General features: G+C 69.3%; 20 protein-coding genes. 6 read left to right on the top strand and 14 right to left on the bottom strand.

Annotated features, from left to right (window positions below):
• Positions 1-134 precede the first annotated feature (134 nt).
• From ACZ3HV_RS29535 to ACZ3HV_RS29525, 3 genes are all read right to left on the bottom strand, one after another.
• Positions 135-1,196: a FecCD family ABC transporter permease gene (locus ACZ3HV_RS29535; protein ID WP_465688805.1), complete on the bottom strand. Its 1,062-nt coding sequence runs from the start codon at positions 1,194-1,196 to the stop codon at positions 135-137.
• Positions 1,197-1,316: 120 nt separating this feature from the next.
• Positions 1,317-2,339, bottom strand: coding sequence for an ABC transporter substrate-binding protein (locus ACZ3HV_RS29530; RefSeq protein WP_465688803.1), 1,023 nt, complete (start codon positions 2,337-2,339; stop codon positions 1,317-1,319).
• 43 nt (positions 2,340-2,382) lie between these two features.
• Positions 2,383-3,582 (bottom strand): C45 family peptidase, encoded by a 1,200-nt coding sequence (locus ACZ3HV_RS29525; protein WP_360373180.1) that lies wholly within the window; start codon positions 3,580-3,582, stop codon positions 2,383-2,385.
• A gap of 195 nt (positions 3,583-3,777) precedes the next feature.
• On the opposite strand from ACZ3HV_RS29525, the gene ACZ3HV_RS29520 reads away from it, so the two are divergent.
• The gene (locus ACZ3HV_RS29520; protein WP_465688800.1) at positions 3,778-4,719 is read left to right on the top strand and encodes a MurR/RpiR family transcriptional regulator; all 942 of its coding nucleotides are present in this window, start codon (positions 3,778-3,780) and stop codon (positions 4,717-4,719) included.
• A 36-nt stretch (positions 4,720-4,755) separates the two neighbouring features.
• Here the strand turns inward: ACZ3HV_RS29520 and ACZ3HV_RS29515 are convergent, their stop codons facing one another.
• The 6 genes from ACZ3HV_RS29515 to ACZ3HV_RS29490 form a co-directional block, all read right to left on the bottom strand.
• Positions 4,756-5,325, bottom strand: a complete 570-nt coding sequence (locus tag ACZ3HV_RS29515) for a Chromate resistance protein ChrB (RefSeq protein ID WP_465688798.1) — start codon at positions 5,323-5,325, stop codon at positions 4,756-4,758.
• Positions 5,326-5,335: 10 nt separating this feature from the next.
• A complete protein-coding gene (locus ACZ3HV_RS29510; protein ID WP_465688796.1) occupies positions 5,336-7,108 on the bottom strand; it encodes an FAD-binding protein in 1,773 nt (590 codons plus the stop codon).
• Positions 7,105-7,821, bottom strand: a complete 717-nt coding sequence (locus ACZ3HV_RS29505) for a VIT1/CCC1 transporter family protein (protein ID WP_360373168.1) — start codon at positions 7,819-7,821, stop codon at positions 7,105-7,107. The genes ACZ3HV_RS29510 and ACZ3HV_RS29505 overlap by 4 nt, the downstream gene beginning before the upstream one ends.
• 73 nt (positions 7,822-7,894) lie before the next feature.
• Entirely contained in the window at positions 7,895-9,670 is a 1,776-nt protein-coding gene (locus tag ACZ3HV_RS29500; RefSeq protein WP_465688794.1) for an aldehyde dehydrogenase family protein, read from the bottom strand.
• Positions 9,667-12,138: an aconitate hydratase AcnA gene (gene acnA, locus ACZ3HV_RS29495; protein WP_465688792.1), complete on the bottom strand. Its 2,472-nt coding sequence runs from the start codon at positions 12,136-12,138 to the stop codon at positions 9,667-9,669. The genes ACZ3HV_RS29500 and acnA overlap by 4 nt, the downstream gene beginning before the upstream one ends.
• Positions 12,135-13,193, bottom strand: a complete 1,059-nt coding sequence (locus tag ACZ3HV_RS29490) for an isocitrate/isopropylmalate dehydrogenase family protein (RefSeq protein ID WP_465688790.1) — start codon at positions 13,191-13,193, stop codon at positions 12,135-12,137. The genes acnA and ACZ3HV_RS29490 overlap by 4 nt, the downstream gene beginning before the upstream one ends.
• 117 nt (positions 13,194-13,310) lie before the next feature.
• Between ACZ3HV_RS29490 and ACZ3HV_RS29485 the strand changes: the two genes are divergently transcribed.
• Positions 13,311-14,006 carry a GntR family transcriptional regulator gene (locus ACZ3HV_RS29485; RefSeq protein WP_465688788.1) on the top strand — a complete coding sequence of 232 codons (696 nt, stop codon included), beginning with the start codon at positions 13,311-13,313 and terminating at the stop codon, positions 14,004-14,006.
• Positions 14,003-14,995, top strand: coding sequence for a GDSL-type esterase/lipase family protein (locus ACZ3HV_RS29480; protein WP_465688786.1), 993 nt, complete (start codon positions 14,003-14,005; stop codon positions 14,993-14,995). The genes ACZ3HV_RS29485 and ACZ3HV_RS29480 overlap by 4 nt, the downstream gene beginning before the upstream one ends.
• Here ACZ3HV_RS29480 and ACZ3HV_RS29475 read toward each other — a convergent pair.
• Positions 14,979-17,966 carry a glycine--tRNA ligase gene (locus ACZ3HV_RS29475; protein ID WP_465688819.1) on the bottom strand — a complete coding sequence of 996 codons (2,988 nt, stop codon included), beginning with the start codon at positions 17,964-17,966 and terminating at the stop codon, positions 14,979-14,981. The two genes, ACZ3HV_RS29480 and ACZ3HV_RS29475, sit on opposite strands and share 17 nt — an antisense overlap.
• A 105-nt stretch (positions 17,967-18,071) precedes the next feature.
• On the opposite strand from ACZ3HV_RS29475, the gene ACZ3HV_RS29470 reads away from it, so the two are divergent.
• On the top strand, positions 18,072-18,875 hold the full coding sequence (locus ACZ3HV_RS29470) for an alpha/beta fold hydrolase (protein ID WP_465688785.1): 804 nt from the start codon (positions 18,072-18,074) through the stop codon (positions 18,873-18,875).
• Between the two features lie 221 nt (positions 18,876-19,096).
• Positions 19,097-19,720, top strand: coding sequence for a superoxide dismutase (locus ACZ3HV_RS29465; protein WP_465688784.1), 624 nt, complete (start codon positions 19,097-19,099; stop codon positions 19,718-19,720).
• Between the two features lie 48 nt (positions 19,721-19,768).
• On the opposite strand, the gene ACZ3HV_RS29460 is transcribed toward ACZ3HV_RS29465, so the two are convergent.
• The 4 genes from ACZ3HV_RS29460 to ACZ3HV_RS29445 all read right to left on the bottom strand — a co-directional run bounded on the left by ACZ3HV_RS29460 (position 19,769) and on the right by ACZ3HV_RS29445 (position 23,454).
• A complete protein-coding gene (locus tag ACZ3HV_RS29460) occupies positions 19,769-20,554 on the bottom strand; it encodes an alpha/beta fold hydrolase (RefSeq protein WP_465688782.1) in 786 nt (261 codons plus the stop codon).
• Positions 20,551-21,324, bottom strand: coding sequence for an alpha/beta fold hydrolase (locus ACZ3HV_RS29455; protein WP_465688780.1), 774 nt, complete (start codon positions 21,322-21,324; stop codon positions 20,551-20,553). The genes ACZ3HV_RS29460 and ACZ3HV_RS29455 overlap by 4 nt, the downstream gene beginning before the upstream one ends.
• Positions 21,325-21,521: 197 nt before the next feature.
• Positions 21,522-22,778, bottom strand: a complete 1,257-nt coding sequence (locus ACZ3HV_RS29450; protein ID WP_465688778.1) for an RNA polymerase sigma factor — start codon at positions 22,776-22,778, stop codon at positions 21,522-21,524.
• Between the two features lie 298 nt (positions 22,779-23,076).
• The gene (locus ACZ3HV_RS29445) at positions 23,077-23,454 is read right to left on the bottom strand and encodes a YciI family protein (protein ID WP_465688776.1); all 378 of its coding nucleotides are present in this window, start codon (positions 23,452-23,454) and stop codon (positions 23,077-23,079) included.
• A 238-nt stretch (positions 23,455-23,692) separates the two neighbouring features.
• Between ACZ3HV_RS29445 and ACZ3HV_RS29440 the strand changes: the two genes are divergently transcribed.
• Complete coding sequence (locus tag ACZ3HV_RS29440; RefSeq protein WP_465688774.1) at positions 23,693-24,100, top strand: TetR/AcrR family transcriptional regulator; 408 nt, start codon at positions 23,693-23,695, stop codon at positions 24,098-24,100.
• Positions 24,101-24,414: the final 314 nt, after the last annotated feature.

Genomic DNA, 24,414 nt, shown 5'->3' with positions numbered 1-24,414 from the left:
CTCGGTCGCCCCGATTTTCAGGCTGTATACGCTCAGTACAAGCGCCAGGACACCGAGCGATCCCATCAGTACGGCGGGATGCCGTTTGGCCAGCGACGTACGCCGTACGTGCTGCGCGACGATCGTCGTGCTGGTCATGAGGTCACCTTCTGTCGACGAGCCAGGTAGACGAAGATCGGTGCACCGATCAGGGCCGTGACCACACCGGCGGGGACTTCGAACGGCGGCTTGACGTAGCGCGACACGATGTCGGCGTACAGCACCAGCACACCGCCGCCCACCGCACACAACGGCAACAACACTGTGTAGCTGGAACCGACCACGCGCCGCATGATGTGCGGCACGATCAGGCCGATGAAGGCGACCGGACCGGCCACCGACACCGCCGCACCGCACAGCACGATCACCAGCGCCGAACCCAGCATCCGCGTCCGCTCGACGTTCTGGCCGAGACCGCGAGCCATGTCGTCACCCAGCGCCAGCAGGTTCAGCGGGCGCGCCATCGCGAACGCACCGAGGAGACCCAGCACCAACCAGGGCAGCAGGTTGCGCACGTCCTGCCAGCCGGCGAAGTTCACACCGCCGACCAGCCAGAACAACACGCTGTCGGTGGAGTTCTCGTCGAAGATGATCAGCACCTGGGTCAGCGAGATCAGCAGGCTGCTCGCGGTCACACCGGCCAGCGCCAGTCGCACCGGACTGACCCGGCCTCGCCCAGAACCCGCCAGCAGCATTACCGAGACACCCGCCGCGGCCGCGCCGCCGAACGACAGCAGGATCGTCGGCGCACCCGACAGCGACGGCACGATCGTGATCGCGAGTACGACGACAAACACCGCGCCGGCGTTGACACCCATGATCTCCGGTGCCGCCAGCGGGTTGGCCGCGACGGCCTGCATCAGTGCGCCGGCTACCGCCAGGGCGGCGCCGACGCAGAGCGCCAGCACCACCCGCGGCATCCGGATGGACTGCAGGATCAACTCATCCGGCTCGTCCGCCTTGAAGATCGCACCGGGCAGCCGCGACAACGAGATGTGCTGACTGCCGATCGACAGGCCCCACACGATCCCCGCGACGACCAGCACCAGCAGCACCAGCGACACCCAGGTGACGCGCTGCTTGTTGGTGACGATCTTCGGACGCTTGTGGGCCGCGTCCTCAGTAGGTTTGGGCGCAGTGCCCACGGACAGGGTCATGGGGCCTCCCGGCCTGGACTGAGGAGCGCAGGGAGCGAAGCGACTGGAGCGACGAGGGAAGGCCGGGAGTAAAGCCCCATGACCCGCCGAGCCGGAGGCGAGGCCAAAAGCACTGTCATGTCACTTCCCGTAGAGCAGCTTGACGGCTTCCTGGGCGACCACCTCGGAGGCGATCAGGCCGCGCGACCGGGACCATTCGTTCGGGTCGACGTCGTAGCTCGCGTTGTTCTTCACGGCCGGAACCTCTTTCCACAACGGACTCTTCTGCCACTGGTCCCGCAGGGTCGGACCCTCGTTGGGGGCAATGAACATCACGTCCGGCTTGGTGGCGACGAGCGTCTCGAGGGTGAGCGAGACCGAGGCGTCGCTCGAGCTGTCCGGCAGCGCCGAGTTGATGCCGATGGCGGACAGGACGCCCGGCGTGTAGGCCTTCGGCGGGAACCCGGTGAAGCCCTTCTCCGACGCACGGACGAAGAGCGCCTTGCGGTTCTCGTCAGCGGGTGCCTTGGCTTTCAGATCGGCCATCATCGTGGCGTGCTCGGCCAGCCGGGTCTTCATCTGGTCGCACTTGTTCAGCGCGATGGCGGTGGACATCTCGCTGTCCAGCACTTGCTGGTAGTTGCCGTTCAGGCTCGGGTACGCGATCGTCGGCGCGATCTTCGACAGCTGCGCGTAGATCGCCTTGTGCCGGCCGCTGTCGGCCACGATCAGGTCCGGCTTGAGTGCGGTGATCACCTGGATGTTCGGCGTCGCCCGCAGGCCGACCGACTTGTACTCGCCGACCTTGTCGCGCAGCGCCGGAATGATCCGCTTCGGCTGGTCGTCGTCGGCCACACCGACCGGCGACATCCCGACCGCGACGAGCGCGTCGACGAACGAGTACTCCAGCGCCACCACCCTGGTCGGGGTGCCGGTGACCGTGGTGGTGCCGAGGTCGTGCTTGACCGTGCGGCTGTCTTTACCGCACTGGTCCAGGTTGACGTCCGGGCTGACGCCTTGGGCGGCGGCCGCACGGTCGGCGTTCGGAGCCGCACCGGTGGAGGGCGAGGAGGCGGAGCCGCCGCAGCCGGACAGGGCGACCGCGGCGGCGGTCAGGGTAACGGCGACGGCGATACGCCGCAACCTCGAGATTCGGTGGGACATGGCATTCGCTCCTGATGTCGACAATGCCTTGCAGGGGTGGGATTCAGCCGGCCACGGCGAGGGACAGCGCCGGGTCGTCGACGTCCGGGCGGTCGGAAAGACCGGGGCCGTCGTAGAGGTTCCAGGGCGCCTGCTGGTAGCTGTTGCTGCAGGGCAGGCCGGGAGTCAGCCGATAGATGCCAGTGGTCAGATCGACCAGGCTGGACACGATCGTGGCGTAGCGGTTGAGCTCGTGCCGGCGCGGATCGACGTGCTGGCAGACGGCGTTGGGATGACTGAAGTGGTCGCTCATCGTGGTCTGCACGATGGTCTCGACCGCCTTCTCGGTGGTGCCGTCGCGGCGGACCTGACGCAGGCCCTCCTCGACGCGCGGCACCCGGTAGAGCGAATCCACCGAGAACGGCCGGTAGGTGTCGTTGATCTGGGGCGGGACGAACGCCTGGAAGTGATTGCCGTGGACCAGCAGTCCGTCGGTCGGGTACATCCAGCCGTGCCGTCCGGGCGTGGTCTCGACGTCGATGGCGAAACCGTCGCGGTGGGTGAGAAGCAGGTTGCTCGACAGGTTCTGGCGGGCTCCGAAGACGACTTGCAGGGCGTCGTACATATCCCAGCTCTCCAGGACCATCCGGCGTACGAACGTGCCGGGGACGGCGAGTCCGCGGCCGAAGCCGGCGCCCAGTCCGTTCGCGTTCAGGGACAGACCCGCCGAGTTCGCGCCGTGCCGGGCGAGCTGGCCCGCCTCGACGTGGCCGATCACCGTCGGCTTGCCCGGCTGGGAGACCCGCAGCAGGACGATGGTGTCGGCCACCCCGGCCCACAGGTCCCAGTTCTGTCCGGACCAGACGTGGCCGAGCGGGTTGCTCTGCGGCAGCAGCGCGAACGAGGTGCAACCGTCGTCACGCTGTCCGGCCGGACCGGATTCGGCGTCGTCGTCGGCGAACGGGTTGCCCCGGGTCAGCTCGCCGCGGCTATTCAGCGCGAGGATCTCGGCGAAGGTACGACCGGATCCCTCCGCGATGCCGCGGACCTCGTCCAGCAGTTCGGGGGCGTGCGGCTCGATCACGGGAACCCAGTGCGGCGCGCGCTCCAGCACCTCCGTCCAGGCCAGTCCGGTGGCGCGGGGCACGGACTCGGCGTAGAACGCCAGTGAGCGCTCGATCAGTTCCCGCGCGGCCTCGCCGTACTGGCGGCCGCGATCGCGGGCGTCGGCGCCGGAGATCTCGATGGTCGGAAGCTGGGACACGGAAGTCGCTCCAGGGAGTGGACGGATACTGGACTCGCACCGTTCGTTGTGTTCACTACGAATATTCGTATGACGGTAGTGATTGCTACAATCCCTGTCAACGGGTCGCGGCATCGTTTACCTGGCGGTGACAAAGCGGACCGGATGACATGATCTGCGTACTGGTAGGTACGACTGCGAGCCGGAGGAGCCGACGTGACCAAGACCAAGGCACCCACCCTGCCGGAGCGGGTGGCGAGCCGGATCGACTCGCTGACCGCGACCGAGCGGAAGATCGCCGAGTACCTGTCGGCGCATCCCCAGGAGGCCGCGTTCTCCTCCGCCGAGGAGCTCGGCAAGGCCACCGGCACCAGCGACGCCAGCGTGGTCCGCACCGCCAAGGCACTGGGCTTCGACGGCCTGCCGGGTCTGAAGCGTTCGCTACAGGGTGAGCTGCAGGCGCTGCTCAGCCCGGCGAACCGGCTCAGCAACAGCCTCGCGTCGTTCGAGGACGGCGCCGAGGGCATCCTCACCGCGACCCTGCGCGATCACATCGAGCGGCTCCAGCAGGCCGAACGGTCCATCGACCCCCAGGCCTTCGAGCACGCGGTCGAGCTGATCGACCAGGCCCGGGAGACGGTCATCTGCGGCTTCGCCGGCCTGGACGGGATCTCGTCGTACACCGCGACCCACCTGAACCGGATCGGACGCCGGGCCCGCACCGCGTCCAGCACCGGCTACCAACTGGCCGACCGGCTGCTGATGCTCGGTCCGGAGGACGTGGTGATCGTGATCGCCCACAACCGGATCATCGTGGAGACCCGCGTCATCCTCGACCTCTGCGCCGAGGTCGGCGCCCGCGCGGTGCTGATCACCGACACTCTCGGCGAGGCTCTGCGCGACCAGGTCGACGCGGTGCTGTCGGCCCCGACGAGCCGTCCGGGGACGTTCACCAGCCAGGCGACCGTGCTGATCCTGCTCGAGGCTCTGGTGATCGCGGTGGCGGCGCGGAACCAGGACCGCTCGCTGGAGACGACCGACCGGATGAACCAGTTGCGGGAAGAGCTGATGGGCTTCTCCCGCGCCGACGAGATGGCACTGAACCTGCCGGCCGCGAAGCGCCGCCGCAATCGCGCCACCCGGACCGAGAGCGCCTAGGCCGGCCACTGACACCCGGAGCGCCCGGCCCAGCTGTCAGACCGTGCCCTCGGTGCGTTCGTAGACGTCCGCCTCGAACTCCTCCAGCAGCCGTTCACAGTCGGCCACCTTGGTCCGGGCCAGGTCCTTGCCATCGGCATCCATCCAGTCCCGGTCCTCCACCTTGGCGAGCCAGCGGCGGAGCTTCTCCAGGTCCTGGCGGATCTCCTCGGCCTCCTCGAAGGTGTAGTTCTCCCGGAACCGCTCGAACTCGATCTCCTTGACGAACTTGGTGTCGCACTCCTCGACGATCTCGGCGTACTCCTTCGCGGACTGGCCGCGGAAGCCCTCCACGAACTGCTCCCGGGCGTCGTCGTCGACATCGGTCAGCGTGAGGAAGACGCTGGAGCCACCGAGCTCGGTGACCCGCTCCCGCACCTTCTCCATGCCGGCGCGCAACTCCGCGCGATCCGGTAGCACGCACACGGCCTGCTGCACGTAGAACCCGCCGAGGCGCTTGAGCTCCCGCCACACCGCCACCCGGGCCCGGGAGGACTCGCTGGGCACCTTGTAGATGAGCAGCAGCCAGCTCTCCTGGGTCTTGGTCTTGGTCCGTCGGGTCGCCATGGCGGACAGGTTATCCGCTGACACGACTGCGCAGCCCATCGACGAGGTACGGCATCACCTCCTGCCAGTCCGCGACGAGGCCGACATCGCAGTGCGCGAAGACCTCGGCCGCCGGGTCGGTGTTGATCGCCAGCACGGTCCCGGCCCGGCTCGCGCCGGCCAGGTGGTTCAGGTTGCCGGACAGCCCGACCGCGAAGTACATCCGCGGTGCGACGCTGCGACCAGTGATGCCGATCTGCCGGCCGTGCGGCAGCCAGCCCTCGTCCGTCACCTTGCGGGTAGCGGCCAGCTCGGCTCCGAGGAGGACGCGCATCGGCTCCAGTTCGGCATACTTCTCCGGCGGCACCCCACGACCGACGCCGATCACTACCTCGGCCCGGTCCAGCGCATCACCTTCGTTGCCGGTACGGCGTTCCGCCCGGCTGATCGCGGTATCCGCGGCCACGGACAGCACGTCCTCGTCGAGCGACCGGTCGTCCCGTGGTGTGCGGAGTGGGAGCAGGCCGGTCCGCAAGGTCGCGATCTGGGGAGAGCCGTGACTGATGATCTCTGCGAGAGTGCCGCCGCCGGACGGCTTCAGTCCGGCCAGGCGTGGCGTCGTACCCGGTCTCACACTGAGGCTGACCAGGTCGGACATCAGACCGGCACCGGATGCCACCGCCAGGCGCGCAAGAACTTCGCGGTCCCAGGGCAAGGCTGCTCCGAGGACAGCCCACGGCGAGCGTTCGGCCACCCAGGTGGCGAGCGCAGCCGCGGTCGGCCGCGGCTCGTCGCCGCTGAGCGTCACGATGCGGTCGGCTCCCCAGCGCGCGAGGTCGTCATCGCTGTTGACTGTTCTTACTGCGGTGACCGTGCCGCCGATCTCGGTCGCGAGCGTGGCGGCGGCTCCCAACAGGGCATGGATGCCTGCCACCGGCCCTGGACCGATCAGGGCGACGACCTCGGGGCCGGTAGCCGGCGGGGTGGGCACCGCCTCGGCCGACTGAACTGCGGGCGGCTCGAAGCAACCGCGGGCGAGGAGCTCGGCGATGGCTCGGGTCGCTTGGGTTTGGGGGCGGCCGCGGAAGATGATCGGGTCCCTGGTCAGGGGTGCGGGGTGGACCTGGGCGACCTTGGTCGGGCTCCCGGGTAGACCCCATTGGCCGGCCGCGAGGTCGGCTGTGGTCACGCGACGCACACCGTCGGCAGGCGGCCAGGACTCGATCGGCACCTTGCACGGCGGGCACGAGCGTTCGGCTACGGCCACGACTGCGGGCAGGTCGACGACCACAGACTCGGTGCCGGTGTCGTGCTGGACGGTAGTTCGCAGGCGGGTGTCGCCGGCCTCTGGTTCGAGCGACAACACCGGGCCGGTGAAGGGCAGGCCGAGGAGTTCGGCCAGCATCGCGCCGACCGCGCCCGTACTGCCGTCGACGGAACTGGCGCCGACCAGGATCAGGTCCGGCGGGTCGTCCATCAGCGCGATCGTGGACGCGAGGGCGCGCGCGGTGACGAGACAGTCCGATCCGGCCAGCGCGGCATCCGTCAGGTGAAGAGCGTCGTCGACACCCCACGCGAGGGCTTCGCGCAGTACGTCGACAGCCGCGGGCGGTCCCATGGTGATCGCCGTACTGCGACCACCCGTCTCCCCCGCCAGCCGGACGGCCTGAGCCACGGCCCGGCGGCACCACGGGTTCATCTCGGCGACCGCGCCGGCCCGATCGAGCCGTCCGTCAGCGTCGAGACGTCCACTGTGGTCACCCTTCGGCACCTGCTTCACCAGGGTCGTGACCAGAAGGTTCATGACAACCCGGTCCCCACTGCCAGGCCGATCGCGAACGTGACCGCGGCCGACAGACCACCGAGGAGCAGTTGGCGGCCACCGCCGTACCAGAACGGGCGGGCGGTGATCTTGCCGACGATCCCGCCGGTGATGACCAGGCCGAGCGCGCTCAGCACCAGCGCCGGCAGCACACTCGCGGCGCCGAAGAGGAACGGGATCAGGGGAACCAGCGCACCGATCGCGAAGGCGGCGAACGACGAGCCGGCCGCCAGCCACGGCGACGGAAGGTCGTTGGGGTCGACGCCGAGCTCCTCGCGCACGTGCACGTCGAGCGCGACGTCCGCGTTCACGGTCAGCTCACGCGCGACCTGGGCGGCCAGCTCCGGGCGCAGGCCCTTCGCCTCGTACATCATCGCGAGCTCGCGCTCTTCTTCCTCGGGGTGAATCCGCAGCTCGCGCCGCTCGACCTCGATCTCGGCCTTCATCAGCTCGGTCTGCGACGAGACCGAGGTGAACTCGCCCGACGCCATCGAGCAGGCACCTGCCACCAGGCCGGCCAAACCGGTCATGATCACGACCTTGCCGGTCGCACCGCCGCCAACCACACCGGCGACGAGGGCGAAGTTCGACACCAGGCCGTCCATCACGCCGAAGGTGGCCGGTCGCAGCCAGCCGCCGGTGACGTCTCGGTGGGAGTGGTGGATCTCGGACTGCTCCGCAACTTCCGCGGTCATCTGACTACTTCCTTCCGACTGAGGTGAGCGTAACCTTAGTTCAATTGCATCACCTGTTACATCAGTATATTGGTTACTTTGCTGACGCGCCAACAGCTCCGCGGTCCGCGGCCGACAGGTGGGCCACCGTCACCCCCGTGGCCGTCATCGTCCGGGTCACCGCGCGGCCGCCGTAGACCCAGTAGATGGTCAGCTCGCCGTCGCCGCGGTTGATGAACTGGTGCGGCACCCCGGCCGGCACCCAGGTCGCGTCCCCGGCCTCGAGGTCGACCCGCTCCCCGTCGATCACCGCGGTCGCCCGGCCGGAGAAGATCAGCACCGACTCCTCCACGTTGTGCGAGTGCAGCGGGATCTGCGTGCCGGGCGCGAAGACCGTCGTACCGGTGGTGATCTTGTTCGACTCGTTGTTCCACGCACCGACGTACGGAATCGTCCGTACGCCGCTGCCACGGTCGAAGACCTCGACCTCGTCCGGCCGGATCACCAGCCGGGGCGCCGGGTCGGCCGAGTGCACGGTCTTGAGGTTCATGAACTCGCGCATGCCATACACACCGAGCTCACGCCCGTAGCCGGACTGCTTGATCCCGCCGAACGGCAGCCGCGGATCCGAGGCCACCATCGCGTTCACGAACACCGCGCCGGCATCCAGGCGCCGGATCAGCTCGGGAGCTCGATCCTGCGTGGTCCACAGCGAGGCAGCCAGCCCGAACTCGGTCTGGTTGGCGAGTCGGAGCGCCTCGTCGGCGTCGCGCACCCGGGTGATCGCCGCGACCGGCCCGAACGTCTCCTCGTCGAAGGCCGCCATCCCGGGTACGACGTGGTCGAGCACGGTCGGCTGGTAGTAGAAGCCGGCCCGGTCGGCCACCTCGCCGCCGCGCACGAGCGTCGCGCCGGCGTCGACGGTACGGCGTACTTGATCGTGCAGGGTGTCACGGAGACCGGCCCGGGCCAGCGGCCCGATCGTGGTGCCGGCGTCGACCGGATCACCGAGGACCAACCGGTCGACCGCCGCGGTGAACCGGGTGACGAACTCGTCGGCAACGGATTCCTCGACGATGAACCGCTTGGCATTGACGCAGCTCTGGCCGGTGTTGAGGAAGCGCGCGGTCACCGCGGTGGTCGCGGCAGCCTCCAGATCGGCATCGGCGAGGACAACGAACGGGTCCGAGCCACCGAGCTCGAGCACCTGCTTCTTCAGCGCCCGCCCGGCCTGCTCCCCGATGATCCGGCCGACCTCGGTCGATCCCGTGAAGGTCACTGCCGCGATCCGGTCGTCCGCGATCAGTCCGGCCACCTGGTCGCTCTCGACCAGGACCACGCCGACCAGACCGTCCGGCACTCCGGCCTCGCGCAGCACAGACTCGATCGCCAGCGCACAGCGCGGGACGGAGTTGGCGTGCTTCAGGATCCCGCCGTTGCCGGCGGCCAGCGCCGGCGCGGCGAACCGGAAGAACTGCCAGAACGGGTAGTTCCACGGCATCACCGCGAGCACGACACCCAGCGGCTCGACCTCGATCCGGCCCTGCGCCGTGACGTGTTCCGCGGCGAGGAATCCCTCGGCGTTGGTCGCGTAGTACTCGCAGGTGACCGCGCACTTCTCGATCTCGGCGGCCGCCTCGGCCAGCGGCTTGCCCATCTCGCTCGTGATCAGCGCGGCGAGCTCTGCCTTGCGGTCCCGGAGCGTCGCAGCCAGGGACTGCAGCAGCTCGGCGCGCTGCCGGACCTCCGACCACCGCCAGTTGCTCTGGGCAACCACTGCGGCCGTGACCAGGTGGCCGACGCGATCGGAGTCATAAGGGTCGAAGGTGGCGAGTTCCTCGCCGGTGGCGGGGTTGATCGAGGCGATCACTGAGTCTGCCCTTCGCTGAGGCGGTGCAGCACGTACGGCAGCACACCGCCATGCCGGTAGTAGTCGTGTTCGCGGGGGGTGTCGAGGCGGATCCGCAGCCGGTAGGTCTTCCCCGCGGAGCGCGCTGTGGCGAAGCCGTCGTCGCCCAACTCGATGTCGATCGGCTCCTCGCCGGTGAGGTCCTCGCCTTCTCCGGGCTGGAACTCCAGCGGCAGGATGCCGAGGCCGACCAGGTTGGACCGATGGATGCGTTCGTACGACTGCGCGAGTACTGCACGCACACCGAGCAATGCCGGACCCTTGGCCGCCCAGTCCCGCGACGAACCGGTGCCGTACTCCTTACCCGCCACCACGACGATCGGTACGCCGGCCGCCCGGTAGGCCTCGGCCGCGTCGTAGATCGAGGTGATCGCGCCGTCGGGTCCGCGGGTGACCGGACCTTCGATGCCGTGGGCAAGCTCGTTCCGCAGCCGGACGTTGCCGAAGGCACCACGCATCATCACCAGGTGGTTGCCCCGGCGGGACGCATAGGTGTTCAGGTCGCGGCGGTCGACCCCTCGGTCGATCAGGTACTTGCCGGCCACGCTGTCCGGTGGGATCGCGCCCGCGGGTGAGATGTGGTCGGTCGTGATCGAGTCGCCGAGCCGCAGCAGGGCCCGCGCACCGATCAGGTCACTGGGTGGCTTCGACAGGAACTGCGGCTGCTGCAGGTACGTCGAGTCGCCCCAGGCGAACGTCTCACCGTCGGGTGCGTCGAGCTGCTGCCAGCGGTCGTCGCCCGCGAACAGGTCGTCGTACGCGTGCTCGAAGAGTTCCGGCTTCAGCGTCTGGCTGATCACCGCGTCGATGTCGGCCGGATGCGGCCAGAGATCGGCGAGGTAGACCGGGTCGCCGGTGGAGTTGAGCGGCTCGGTGAGCAGGTCGATGTCGATCCGGCCAGCGAGGGCGTAGGCGATCACCAGTGGCGGCGACGCCAGGTAGTTCAGCTTGACGTCGGACTGGATCCGGCCTTCGAAGTTCCGGTTGCCCGACAGCACAGCCGCGACGGTCAGGTCCGCTGAGCGAACGGCCTCGGCGACGTCGTCGATCAGCGCACCGGACGCCCCGATACAGGTCATGCAGCCGAACCCGGCCAGGTAGAAGCCGAGCTTCTCCAGGTACGGCGTGAGCCCGGCGGCGCCGAGGTAGTCCATCACCACCCGCGATCCCGGCGACAACGTGGTCTTCACCCACGGCTTGCTGACCAGGCCGCGCTCGACGGCGTTCTTCGCCAGCAGGCCGGCGGCGACCATCACCGCGGGGTTCGACGTGTTGGTGCAGGAGGTGATCGCCGCGACGACGACCGCGCCATGTCCCGGGCTGTCGGTTGTCCGAGGTCCTGAGGGAAGCTCGGCGTCGGCCGCCGGTTTCGCGGCGGCCAACGACACGCGCTGCTGCGGTCGACGGGGTCCCGCGATCGAGGGGACCACGGTGGCCAGGTCGATGTCGACGTACTCGTCGTACGTCAGCTCTACCGACGGGTCATGCCACAGGCCCTGGGTTCGCGCGTAGGACTCGACCAGAGCGACCTTCTCGGGTGGGCGGCCGGTGAAGCGGAGGTAGTCGAGGGTGCGCGGGTCGATCGGGAAGTAGGCAGCGGTCGAGCCGAACTCGGGGCTCATGTTGGCGATCGTCGCGCGGTCGGGGACGGGCAGGTCGGCCAGCGCGGGTCCGGTGAACTCGACCAGCTTGCCGACCACTCCGTGCGTACGGAGGGTCTCGGTGATGGTGAGGACCAGGTCGGTCGCGGTCGTCCCGACGGGCAGTGCGCCGGTCAGCCGGACACCGACCACCGGTGGCAGCAGCATCGACACCGACTGCCCGAGCATGGCCGCCTCGGCCTCGATCCCCCCGATCCCCCAGCCGAGCACGCCCAGTCCGTTGACCATCGTGGTGTGCGAATCCGTGCCCAGGCAGAGATCCGGGAACACCCACCCGTCGCGCTCCTCGACCACCCGGGCCAGATTCTCGAGGTTGATCTGATGCATGATCCCGGATCCGGGCGGCACGACCTTCAACTGGCGGAACGTCTGCTGTCCCCAGCGCAGGAAGCGGTACCGCTCGGCGTTGCGCTCGTACTCGCGGACCACGTTCAACCGCAGCGCGTCCGGCCGGCCGAACACGTCCGCGATCACCGAGTGATCGACGACCAGCTCGGCCGGGATGACCGGATCGACCAGCCCCGGATCCTTGCCGCGCGCAACCATGGCGTCCCGCATCGCGGCCAGGTCCGCCAGCACCGGTACGCCGTTCGTGTCGTGCAGGAACACCCTGGACGGGTACACCTCCAGCTCACCGACCGCGCCGGGCTCCCAGTTCCGCAGTACGTCGCTCGCCGTGCCGTGCCGGAGCGCGTTCTCCAGCAGGATCCGCAGAGTCCGGGGCAGGTGATCGGGGGCGATCCCCTGCAGCGACTGGAGACGGCTCATGTCAGGCCGTTGATCGACTCGACGACGGCCGCGGTGAACTCCGCCGTACCGGCCGTTCCGCCGAGGTCCGCCGTACGCACGCCTTGGGCCACCGTTGCGCGCAGACCGCGATCGACCAGGGCGGCGGCCGGTTGCAGGCCGAGCCAGTCGAGCAGCATCGCGCCGGAGGAGATCATCGCGGTCGGGTTGGCCAGGCCCCGGCCGGCGATGTCCGGCGCCGAGCCGTGAGCGGCCTGGGCCATCGCCCGGTCGTGCGAGGCGTTGATCGACGGCGCGATGCCGAGCGAGCCGGCCAGTTCGCCGGTCAGGTCGGACAGGATGTCGCCGAACATGTTCTCGGTCACCAGGACGTCGAAGTCCGCACCGTGCCGGACCAGGTGGACGGTCATCGCGTCGATGTGGAAGTCGTCGACCTCGACGCCGGGATAGTCGGCGGCGATCTCGCGGCAGATCTCCAGGAAGAAGCCGGTCGTGGTCCGCAGCACGTTGGCCTTGTGCACGATCGTCAGGTGCCGGCGGCGGCCGAGCGCCAGCTCGAACGCCTGCCGGGCGACGCGCTCGATCGCCGGACGGGTGAAGATCCCCATCGCGATCGCCACGTCCTTGGTCGGCATGAACTCGCCGGTGCCGCGGTAGGTACTGCGATCGGCGTAGAAGCCCTCGGTGTTCTCCCGCACCACGACCAGGTCGAGCCCTGGGACCATCGCCGGCGTCCCTTCGAAGGCCTTCGCCGGCCGGATGTTCGCGAACAGGTCGAAGTGCTTGCGCAGGAACCCGCTCGGGTTGAGCTGGGCCCGATGCTCTTCCGGGTACGACGCGCTGTCGTGCGGACCGAGCAGCCAGCCGTCGAGCTTGTCCAGCGTCTCGACCGTGACGTCGGGAAGCGCACTGCCGTGGGTCTCGATCGCCGAGGCGCCCACCGGAAGCGGCACCCACTCGACGGACGCCGCGCCGGTCGCGGCCAGCGCCGCGTCGAGCACCTGAACCGTGGCGGGCACGATCTCGGGCCCGATGCCGTCGCCGTCCAGTACGCCCAGTCGATAGTCATCAGCCATGCCAAGGAGTGTGAGTCGTTATAACGACTCACGTCAAGAGATGGCCAGATATCGTCTCAAGGCATGATCTCAAGGTATTCTCGGGCGATCGGTTGTTATAACTGTGCGGAGGATCCTGTGACCAAGGCCGAGAGCGCCTACGAACTGGTGCGTGAGCAGGTCCTGCGCGGCGACCTCGTGCCCGGAGCCGTCATCGCGCAGGCGACGCTGGCCCGAGAGCTCGGGATCAGCACGACCCCGCTGCGTGAGGCCCTGCGCCGGCTGATGACCGAAGGACTCGTCGAGCTGGACGCGCACCGCGACGCGCGCGTCACCCGGCTGACCGCCGAGGAGGCCCGGGACCTGATCGAGATCCGCCGGTCGCTCGACCCATTGGCGGCCGGCCTCGCGGCGGAACGGCGTACCCGGGAGGATCTCGCGGAGATCCGGTCGACGGCCGCCGAGCTGCTGCCGCTGCGGACCGACCCCGGGACGGCCGAGCTGCTCACCCATCGGCGGTTCCACGTGGCGATCTACTCGGCCTCGCACAACCAGATGCTCGTCCAGACCCTGGACGGACTGTGGGACAAAGCCGACCGGTACCGCAGGCTTGCTCTCGAGAACGGCCGGACCGAGGAGGACCTGGACCGCACCCACACCGAACACCGGGCGCTGGTCGAGGCGATCGCGGCCGGGGACGCCGACACCGCCGCCGCGGTCATGCTCGCCCACGTCGACGCCAGTCTCGGTGCGCGCGCGGTCGCCCGCCTCACGTCCGCCGCCGCACAACCCGTCGCCCGCTCACTCCGGGGCATCAGAGGAGGGCGATCATGAGCGACGCCTTGTGGACCGGCTTCCAGCACCAGGAGGTCGATGCGGACGGCTGGACGACGTTCTGGCGGCTCGATCCGCGCGGCCAGGATCTCCACCTGGCCGACTGGACCGGCTATTCGGACCGCGAGGGTCACCGACTGTGGGACCGCGCCGCGACGCCCGCCGGCGTGCGCGGAGCCTGGCGTACGGCGGCCACCTCGGTCGGACTGGAGATCCGGGCAGCGCTCGGCATCTACAGCAAGATCGCGCCGGTCGACGTCCTGGTCGACGGCGAACTGCACCAGCGCTGTGTGGTGCTGGAGGGTGAGCAACGGCTGACCGTCGACCTGCCGGGCCGTCCGGTCGAGGTCGAGATCTGGCTACCGCAGGCCGGGATGATCGGGATCCGGGAGCTGACCTTCGACGGTGCTGCCGAGCCGGTCGCGCCGGCCGGGCCACGGTGGATCACCTACGGCAGCTCGATCACCCAAGCCGGTGGCGCGTACGGCCCGTCGGAGACCTGGCCGGCACTGGTCGCGCGGCAGCACGGGTGGACCTGTGTGTCCCTCGGGTTCGCCGGCGAGTGCCACCTCGATCCGGTCGCGGCCCGCACCATCCGGGACCTCCCGGCCCGGTTGATCTCGTTGTGTCTCGGCGTCAACATCCACGGCAACGGGACCTTCAGCGGTCGTACGCTTCCCGGCCAGATCGAGGCCTTCGTCTCCACGGTCCGCGCGGGCCATCCCAAGACCCCGATCGTCGTGATCACCCCCCTGCTCGCGCCGAACCGCGAAGGCAAACCGAACGCGGTCGGCCTCACGCTGGACGACGTACGGGCGTGTGTGGAGCTGGGCGCCCGGACCGACCCGGCTGTGCAGCTGATCGACGGTCGCACGATCCTCAGCGAGGACGAAGCTCGGGCCCTGTACGCGGATGATGTGCATCCAGGGCCCGATGGCTACCGGCTGATCGGCGAACGCCTCGCCGGACTGCTCACTCTGCCGGCGTAAGGCTCGTCCCGAGTGCCTGCCAGTCCAGGACCGGGGCAGCCAGTCCGCTGATCGTGGCCAGCAGGCCGAGCCGGGCAGCCCGCAGGTCCGGGTCCTCGGCCATCACCAGGATCTCGTCGAAGAACATCGTGACCGGCTCGACCAGGACCGACGCGGCACTGACGAAGTCGGCCAGCGCGGTCGGAGCCTGACCGACCTTCTGGACGGCCTCGTGCAGGACGACCTCGGCAGGCTCGGTCAGCTTGCTCGCGTCGTACGACGGCTCGGTCCCCTCCGGGACGATCCGGCGTACCCGCTGCAGGACCGCGACCAGCTCGGCGAAGTCGGGGTTGCCGACCAGCTCCTGCAGCGACTTCAGCGTCTCGTCCGCGACCGCCGGAGCCGTTGCCAGCGGCAACACCGCGGCGACCTGGAGGTGGTCGTCACCCCGGTCGATCAGCTGCTGCTCGTAGCGCCGGACGGTGAACTCGGCGACCTCGTCGAGCGAGTCCGCTGGTACGTCGATGCCCTGCGCGCCGATCTCCGCCGCGGCGGCCTGCAGACCGGTGTCGAGGGTGATCGCCCGCAGCTCCGGGTGCTCACGCAGGATCGCCACCACACCGGCGGCCGCGCGACGCAACGCGAACGGGTCGGAACTACCGGTCGGCTTCGCGCCGATGCCGAACAGCCCGGCCAGCAGGTCGAACCGATCCGCCAGCGCGAGCAGCGCGCCCGGCGTCGTCGACGGGACCGGGTCACCGGCGGACCGCGGCAGCTCCATGTCGAACAGCGCCTGCGCGACCGCCTCCGTCTCACCGGCCCGGCGCGCGTACTCGCGGGCCATCGTGCCGGCCAGACTGGTCAGCTCGACCACCATCTGCGACCCGAGGTCGAACTTGGCCAGCTCCGCCGCCCTCGTCAGCGTGGTCAGCTCGTCGTCACTGAGCTCGACCTTCGACGCCAGGCTGACCGCGATCCGGCCGATCCGGCCGGCCCGGTCCGCCATCGAGCCGAGCCGCTCCTCGAAGGCCAGCTTGTCCAGCTCGCTCTTCATGTCCTCGAGCGAGGTCTCCAGGTCGGCCCGCCAGAAGAACGCCGCGTCCTCGTAGCGTGCCCGCAGCACCGCCTCGTTACCGCCGCGGACCACGTCCTCCTCGACCGAACCGTTGGCCACGGCAACGAAATGCGGCTGCAGCTTGCCGTCGGTGTCACGCACCGGCAGGTAGCGCTGGTGCTTGCGCATGACGGTGGTGAGGATCTCGCCCGGCAGGTCCAGGTAGCCGGCCTCGAAGCTGCCGAGGATCGCGGTCGGCTCCTCGACCAGGTTCACGATCTGGTCGATCAGTGCGGCCTCGCCGTCGACGTCGATCGTGCCGCCGGCCTCGGTGGCCAGTCGCTGCGCGGCCTCGACGATCTGCGCCCGCCGCTTGGCCGGGTCGGCCTCGATGCCGTGGATCCGGAGCAGGTCCAGGTACCCCTCGGCGGCGGCGATCTCGACCTGCGGCTGCGCTGCCGTCCGGTGGACGCGCGTCGTACGACCGGAGGCCAGGCTCGACACCGACACCGGGACGACCTGGTCGCCGAGCAGCGCGACCAGCCAGCGGATCGGCCGGGTGAACGACAGCTTGGCGTCGTTCCAGCGCATGTTCTTGTCCGACCGCAGCCCGGTGACGATCTCGCTCAGTACGCCGCTCAGCACCTCGGCGGCCCCGCGACCCGGGTCCGGTTTGGTCACCGCGACGTACTCGACACCGTCGACGTCCAGGTCGTGCAGCTCGCTGACGTCGACACCCTGACCGCGGGCGAACCCGGCGGCGGCCTTCGTCACGTTGCCGTCGCCGTCGTACGCGGCCGACTTCCGCGGGCCGCGCACCACGCGCTCGGCGTCCGGCTCGCCGGCCTGCACGCCGGCGACGAACGCGACCACCCGGCGCGGCGTCGCGTACGTCGTGATGTCACCGTGTGCGAGGCGCGTCGCGGCCAGCTTCTCGGTGAGGGCGGTCTGCACCGCGGCGGCCGTCTTGGTGACCTCGGACGGCGGCATCTCCTCGGTGCCGATCTCGAAGGTCAGCTGCCGGGTCCCGCTGACCGCCGGGAACTCGGTCGGCTCGGGCGCCGCCGCGGGCAGCTCGGCGATGCCCAGCGGGTGCTCGAGCTCGGTCCGGCGCTCGGCCCACAGGCGCGAGACCTCGCGGGCCAGGGTCCGCATCCGGCCGAAGGCCTTGGCGCGTTCCGTCGTACTCACGGCGCCGCGGGCGTCGAGCACGTTGAACGCGTGCGAGCAGCGCAGCACCATGATGTGCGCGGGCACCGGGAGGCGGTCGTCGATCATCCGGCGGGCCTCGTTCGCGTACTCCTCGAACAGGCGCTTCTGACTCTCGACGTCGGCGTCGTCCAGGTAGTACCGGCTCATCTCGTACTCGGCCTGGCCGAACGCCTCGCCGTACGAGATCCCCGGGGCGTAGGCGATGTCCTTGAAGTGCGAGACGCCCTGCAGCGCCATCATGATCCGCTCGATGCCGTAGGTGATCTCCACCGACACCGGGTCCAGCGTCATGCCGCCGGCCTGCTGGAAGTAGGTGAACTGGGTGATCTCCAGGCCGTCCAGCCAGACCTCCCAGCCCAGGCCCCAGGACCCGGTCGCCGGGTTGGCCCAGTTGTCCTCGACGAACCGGACGTCGTGGGCGTGGATGTCGACGCCGAGGGCCTCGAGGCTGGACAGGAACAGCTCCTGCGGGTTGCCCGGGTCCGGCTTGAGCACCACCTGGAACTGGGTGTGCGTCTGCAGCCGGTTCGGGTTCTCGCCGTAACGGCTGTCGTCGGGCCGGACACTCGGCTCGACGTACGCGACCCGCCACGGCTCGGGACCGAGCACCCGCAGGATGGTCGCCGGGTTCAGCGTCCCGGCCCCGACCTCGGTGTTGAACGGCTGCACGACCATGCAGCCCCGGTCGGTCCAGTACTTCGTCAGCGCGAGCAGCGCATCCTGCATGGTGAGCACAACAAACCTCGAGCGATCTTCCGGAGGGGCGTTCAGAGCGCAAAGTCTATTAGCCCCCGCCTGTCCATCCAGCCTTCGGTCGTTCGTGGAGGGGGTATGAACAAGACATTGGTGGTTCCTGAGGCGGAGTTGTACTACGAAGTGCGCGGGGCCGGGCCGTTGGTGGTCCTGGTCGGTGCACCGATGAATGCGGACTCGTTCGCGCCCCTGGCCGACTTGCTGGCGGGCGACTACACGGTGCTGACCACGGACCCGCGGGGCGTGAAGCGGAGCAAGCTACGCGACGGTGGTACGTCGACACCCGGGCAGCGGGCCGACGACCTGGCCCGGCTGATCCGGCACGTCGACGCGGGTCCCGCGATTGCGCTCGGGTCGAGCGGCGGAGCGGTCACCGTGCTGGCGTTGGCGCAGGCTCATCCGGAGCTGGTGAGCACGGTGATCGCTCACGAGCCGCCGCTGGACCGGCTGGTCGAGGACGGCGACGAGCTGCTCGCGGCGTCCGAGCGGATGATGGCCGACTACCTGGCCGGAGACGTGATCGGCGCCTGGAAGCAGTTCTTCGCGATCGCGAACATCCAGGTGCCGGACGGCGTGATCGAGGCGATGTTCGGCGGCGAGCGGGATCCGCAGCAGGTCGCCGACGAGCGGTTCTGGTTCGCCCGCGAGCTGCGGGAGTCGGTCAGCTGGCTCCCGGACGTGGGCACCCTGCGCGACAGCGGCGTACGAATCGTCGTCGGCATCGGCGAGGAGTCGACCGGTCAACTCTGCGACCGAACCTCGACCGCCCTGGCGAAGCGCCTCGGCATCAACCCCACCCGGTTCCCCGGCGACCACACCGGCTTCGCCGACCAACCAGAGCCGTTCGCCGCCGCACTCCGGGCGGTCCTCACCGCGAGGTGAGACTCCCCCGTGGGTCGTGCGGAGGAGTATGTGAAGCTGGGGGTGTCCGGTGCGTGCGCCTGTGTCAAAGCGGTCGCATCGGGCACCGGTCGGAGGTGCCGCCTGGCCCGTTCCACAGCGTGGCGTCTTGACCTCAACCGTGGTTGAAGTTTCAAGCTGGTGCCGCTGACACAGGACATCGGAGATATCGGCCCGGTCCGGGCCCCGACGAAGGAGCAGAGTTGACCACGTACACGCTTCCCGACCTCCCCTACGACTACAGCGCGCTGGCGCCGAGCATCGCCGGTGAGATCATGGAGCTGCACCACGACAAGCACCATGCGACCTACGTGAAGGGTCTGAACGACACCCTGGACAAGCTGGCCGAGGCCCGCGACAAGGGTGACTTCGGCTCGATCGTCGGGCTGGAGAAGACGCTCGCCTTCAACCTCGGCGGGCACGTGAACCACTCGATCTTCTGGAAGAACCTGTCCCCGGACGGCGGCGACAAGCCCGACGGCGAGCTGGGTGCCGCGATCGACGAGTACTTCGGCTCGTTCGACGGCTTCCAGGCCAACTTCACCGCCAGTGCCACCACGATCCAGGGCTCCGGCTGGGCGATCCTCGGCTGGGACGCGCTCGCCGGCCAGCTGCTCGTGCACCAGCTGTACGACCAGCAGGGCAACCTGCCGGCCGGCCAGATCCCGATCGTGATGCTGGACATGTGGGAGCACGCGTTCTACCTGCAGTACAAGAACGTGAAGCCGGACTACGTGAAGGCCTGGTGGAACGTGGTGAACTGGGCCGACGCGCAGGCTCGCTTCGACGCGGCCCGCGGCGCTTCCGGTCTGATCGCCGGGGCCTGACAGCGTTCCGGGGTCCGGCGAGCCATCGGTTGGCCGGACCCCGCGTGCTCAGCTCGTGAAGAACCCGGTCAGGACCGGGGCGATCGCGGTCGCCTTGATCAGGTGGTTCTGACCGGGGACCTCGCGGTGCTCCGCACCCGGTACGGCGCCGGCGAGCGCGCGGACCGAGGTCTTCATCCAGGCCGGGCTCTTGCCGCCGTTGACCACCAGTACCGGGATCTCGATCGCCGCCCACTGGGATGCGTCCAGCGGCTTGCCGGCCACATTGCCGCCGACCACCCGGGCGTCGTACGGCAGCGTCGGGGCCATCGCCTTCAGGTGCTTCCAGGCCGGCATCAGCCTCATCATCGCGACGACCGGACCGGGCAGGCCGATCACCTTCGTCATGAAGTACTTCACCGCATCCGCCGGACCGCGGGCCTCGAGGTCCTCGACCCAGGTCGCCGGAATCGGCGTACGGCTGTCGTCCACCACGAACGGCGGCTCGAACGCGACCACCTTCTCGATCGGCACCCCCACCGCCGCGGCCCGCAGCGCCAGCGCCGCACCCGACGACGAGCCATAGACGTACGCCGAACCGCCCGCGGCCTCGATCACGGCGGCCAGATCCTCGATCTCGCGATCCACCTCATAGGCGTCCGTGTCGCCGGAACCACCCCGGCCGCGCCGGTCGTAGTTGTAGACGGTGAAGCTCGACGCGAGGGTCTCGGCAAGGTCGGGCATGGGTCCTTGGGCTCGCCCGCACAGAGCGCCGTCGACCAGGACCACCGCGGGCCCGTCGCCACGCGTGTCGTACGCGATCGTCGTACCGTCCTTGGAAACCACTGTGTTCATCCGAAGAACTCCTTCACGAACGGCGCCAAAGCTGCCGGGTCCACATTGTGCTGCTGGTCGGGGACAACGCGGGCGGTGGCGTTCGGGATCGCGTCCACCACGGCCTGGTTGCCGAGCTTCATCCACTCCTCCGACGCGCCGCCGGTGAACACGCGGGTCGGCACGGTCACCGATCCGGTCGCGGCCGGGATCGAGTAGTCGCCCATCACGGTCGCGTCGTACGCGAGCGTGTGCGCGATCGCCTCCTGCGCCGGCCACCACGGCGACTCCTTCGCCATCGCGACGAAGTCGGCCGGCAGCCCGACCACCTCGGCCATGAAGTACTCGGCCGCCTGGTCCCGGCGGCCCTCGGCGACGAACGCGCGGTAGATCGACGCGGTGTCGGCCGGCGGCCGCTTCCGGGTGCCATCGAGGATGTACGGCGGTTCCCAGAGCGCAAGCTTGGTCACCGGGCGACCGGCCGCGGACGCCAGCAGGGCGAGTGCGGCACCGGACGACGTCCCGTACAGATGGGCCGCGCCGCCGACCGCCGCAAAGATCGCGTCCAGGTCCTCGAACTCGCGCTCGATCGCGTACTCGGCGCCGTCGCCGGAGTCGCCGCGGCCACGACGGTCGTAGTTGTAGACGGTGTAGTCCTGCGCCAGCAGCGCAGCCAGCGGGGCGTTGGACATCCGGTCCACCGAGCCGCCACAAACGAGGACCACCGCAGGCCCTTCGCCAAGCCGGTCGTACGCAATGGCGGTGCCGTCCGCCGAAATGACCTTCTCCATGATCTTCCTCCTGAATTGAGCTCTCACCCACGGCGTCGTACGACGGCACCCACGATCGACCGCGTGTGACGCAGATCACTGGGCGGTTCTCTTTGTACCGGGGTGGTTGCGTAGCGTCGCCGTGGCCGGGTACGGGACACGGCGGCCGCGCTCGGCGTCTGTGCCGTTGTCTGGAAGATCAGCGGGAACAAGGTGCGTCAGCAGGCGGCCGCGCGCTCCAGCAGCAGAGTGCGCTCGCGTTCGTTGCGGGTGAGGGTGGCAGCCTTCTCGAACTCGATCCTGGCCTCGTCGAGGCGGCCGAGTTTGAAGAGGAGGTCGCCGCGAACACTCGGGAGCAGGTGGTAGTCCTTCAGGGATGGATCGTCGGCGAGGGCGTCGACGGCGTCCAGACCGCGCTGCGGGCCGAACGCCATCGAGATCGCGACCGCCTGGTTCAGCTCGACGACCGGTGACGGCGTGACCTGCGCGAGGATGGCGTACAGCCCGGCAATGCGGGCCCAATCCGTGTCCTCGGCGTCGGCGGCGCGGGCGTGACAGGCGGCGATCGCGGCTTGCAGCAGATACGGGCCGGGCGGTTTCTCCAGGGTCCACGCGCGGTCGAGGCCTTCCAGGCCGCGGCTGATCAGCAGGCGATCCCAGCGGCGGCGGTTCTGCTCGAGGAGGAGGACCGGTTCGCCTTCGGGGCCGATGCGTGCGTTCGCGCGCGACGATTGCAACTCCATCAGGGCGAGCAGGCCGAGGACCTCGGGTTCGTCGGGCATGAGCTCCGCGAGCAGCCGGCCGAGGCGCATCGCCTCGTTGCAGAGCGCCGGACGCATCCAGTCGTCCCCGGCGGTCGCGGAGTACCCCTCGTTGTAGATCAGGTAGACAACCTCGAGTACGGACGACAGCCGCTCGAGCAACTCGTCCCCGGCCGGCACCTCGAACTGCACGTTCGCCTTCGCGAGGTTGCGCTTGGCCCGGACGATCCGCTGCGCGATCGTCGCCTCCGGGGCGAGGAACGCCCGCGCGATCTCATCGGTCTTCAGGCCGCCGAGCAGCCGCAGTGTCAGCGTGACCCGCGCGTCCATCGTGAGTACCGGGTGGCAGGCGGTGAACACCAGCCGGAGCAGGTCGTCCTCGATGTGGTCCTCGAGGATCGCCTCCACGTCGTCCTCGACGCTCTCACCGTCGATCTCCAGCTCGTGACCCATCTCGGCGAGCTTGCGCTGGTAGGTCTCCTTACGCCGGATCAGGTCGATCGCGCGCCGCTTGGCGATCGCCATCAGCCAGGCGCCCGGGTTGTTCGGTACGCCGGACTCCGGCCACTGCTCCAACGCCGCCACCAGCGCGTCCTGAGCCAGCTCCTCGGCCAGCCCCACGTCCCGCACGATCCGGGCGACACCCGCGATGATCCGGGCCGACTCGATCCGCCAGACCGCGTCGACCGCCCCCGCCGCCTCCGTAACTGTCACCCGCCGATAGAACAACACCCCCGCCCCAACATCAACCCACCCCACCTCCCGCAGCCGCGCGCACAACCCCCAACTCAGTGGGCCGCCCCCCTCGTGGCACAACCCTCCAACTCAGTGGGCAGCCCCCCTCGCGCACAACCCCCCAACTCAGTAGGCAGCCCCCGTCGTGGCACAACCCTCCAACTCAGCGGGCAAGCCCCGTCGTGGCACAACCCTCCAACTCAGTGGGCAGCCCCCGAGCTGGAGGGTTGCCCACTGAGAATCTGACCGGGGCAACCCTCCAGCCGAGGGGGCAAGGTCAGCCCAGGTAGAGGTCGGAGTTCGGGTCGAAGTCGGCTTCCTCGACTACTCGGCGGACCTCGACCTCGTTGCCGAGGGCCTCGGCCAGGCGGGCGGCCCACTCGACGGCCTCGTCGCGGTAGCGGACCTCGACGACGATCACGCCGCCGATCAGCTCCTTGGTCTCGGCGAACGGGCCGTCGGTGACCGTGCGCCTGCCGTCCTCGACCTTCACCCGAGCGCCCAGCGAGCTGCGGTGCACGCCCTCCGCGAACAGCAGGACACCGGCTTTCGCCAGATCCTCGACGACCTTGCCGACGCCCTCGGCCACCTCCGGCGCCGGGAACTTGCCTGCCTCGCTGTCGGCGTCCGCCTTGTTGATGATCATGTAGCGCATCGCACCCGCTCCTCGTCGTGTCGGTCGATCCTTACTCTCACGTCGATCGCCCCACCACCAGATCGACACCCAACTCAGATCAATCGCGGGGTGAGAACCCCGCCGAGATCCGCGCGACCGTCCGCAGCGGCTGCGGGAGGTGGTTCGTCCCTCCCTTCGGGTACGGCGGCAGTAAGTCCGTCCCGCCTCTCCAGGCAGTACGGCGGCATCGCGCAAGAACTGCTCACCCCGCGCCGGCGTGCTGCCGATCACGGTCACCCGCGCTCGGCTGCTGGAGTGTTCGCGACTCCGGCTCGCCCGGGACGGGTACGACGGAACGAGCGTGCGCGACGTGGCTGGCGACGTCGGCGTGGATCCGGCGCTGGTGTTCCGCTACATCGGTTCCAAGTCCGCCCTGTTCACCGAGGCGATGGCCGACTCGACGGCTCCCGTCGTACTGCCGGACGGGTCGGTGGAGGAGCTACCGGCGAAGCTGCTGCACCAGTCGGTGTTCGGGCCCTGGCTGCCCGGGATCGGCATCCTGCGGACCGCCGTGGGTACGCCGACGTTGTCCAAGGCAACCGAAGAAGAGCTCAGGCCGCACCTGGCCGCGGCCGCCAAAGCCCCGTTCGACCGCCAGATCCCCACCTCCACCCCCGTCGACTGAGGTGACCTTGAACAACAACCGCTGCCCATGAACAAGCAATAACCTGTCCAAGGCCCCCACACCCCCGCCTCGACGACCCACATCTCCCCCGAGGTCCCCGGTCCCTGTCCAAGGCCTCGACAACCTGTTCAACCGCCCGACCCCGGGACTCCGCAACTGTCGGCCGTGGTGGGTTCGGAGAGTCACCGGTGGCCGTGAACAAGCAATAACCTGTTCAAGGCCCCGGGTCCCCGTCACAGGTCCCCGGTTCCTGTCCAAGGCCCCGACAACCTGTTCAACCGCCCGACCCCGGGACTCCGCAACTGTCGGCCGTG

Source organism: Kribbella sp. NPDC020701, assembly GCF_055562215.1.
The sequence above is the reverse complement of the archived record's forward strand: the minus strand, read 5'-3'. Positions and strand labels throughout refer to the sequence as shown.

Excerpts from the sequence above, each read along its gene's own strand:
- ACZ3HV_RS29535 (WP_465688805.1), bottom strand. The coding sequence starts at position 1,196 with ATGACCCTGTCCGTGGGCACTGCGCCCAAACCTACTGAGGACGCGGCC.
- ACZ3HV_RS29530 (WP_465688803.1), bottom strand. The coding sequence starts at position 2,339 with ATGTCCCACCGAATCTCGAGGTTGCGGCGTATCGCCGTCGCCGTTACC.
- ACZ3HV_RS29515 (WP_465688798.1), bottom strand. The coding sequence starts at position 5,325 with ATGGCGACCCGACGGACCAAGACCAAGACCCAGGAGAGCTGGCTGCTG.
- ACZ3HV_RS29510 (WP_465688796.1), bottom strand. The coding sequence starts at position 7,108 with ATGAACCTTCTGGTCACGACCCTGGTGAAGCAGGTGCCGAAGGGTGAC.
- ACZ3HV_RS29505 (WP_360373168.1), bottom strand. The coding sequence starts at position 7,821 with ATGACCGCGGAAGTTGCGGAGCAGTCCGAGATCCACCACTCCCACCGA.
- acnA (WP_465688792.1), bottom strand. The coding sequence starts at position 12,138 with ATGAGCCGTCTCCAGTCGCTGCAGGGGATCGCCCCCGATCACCTGCCC.
- ACZ3HV_RS29490 (WP_465688790.1), bottom strand. The coding sequence starts at position 13,193 with ATGGCTGATGACTATCGACTGGGCGTACTGGACGGCGACGGCATCGGG.
- ACZ3HV_RS29480 (WP_465688786.1), top strand. The coding sequence starts at position 14,003 with ATGAGCGACGCCTTGTGGACCGGCTTCCAGCACCAGGAGGTCGATGCG.
- ACZ3HV_RS29475 (WP_465688819.1), bottom strand. The coding sequence starts at position 17,966 with ATGCAGGATGCGCTGCTCGCGCTGACGAAGTACTGGACCGACCGGGGC.
- ACZ3HV_RS29470 (WP_465688785.1), top strand. The coding sequence starts at position 18,072 with ATGAACAAGACATTGGTGGTTCCTGAGGCGGAGTTGTACTACGAAGTG.
- ACZ3HV_RS29460 (WP_465688782.1), bottom strand. The coding sequence starts at position 20,554 with ATGAACACAGTGGTTTCCAAGGACGGTACGACGATCGCGTACGACACG.
- ACZ3HV_RS29455 (WP_465688780.1), bottom strand. The coding sequence starts at position 21,324 with ATGGAGAAGGTCATTTCGGCGGACGGCACCGCCATTGCGTACGACCGG.
- ACZ3HV_RS29445 (WP_465688776.1), bottom strand. The coding sequence starts at position 23,454 with ATGCGCTACATGATCATCAACAAGGCGGACGCCGACAGCGAGGCAGGC.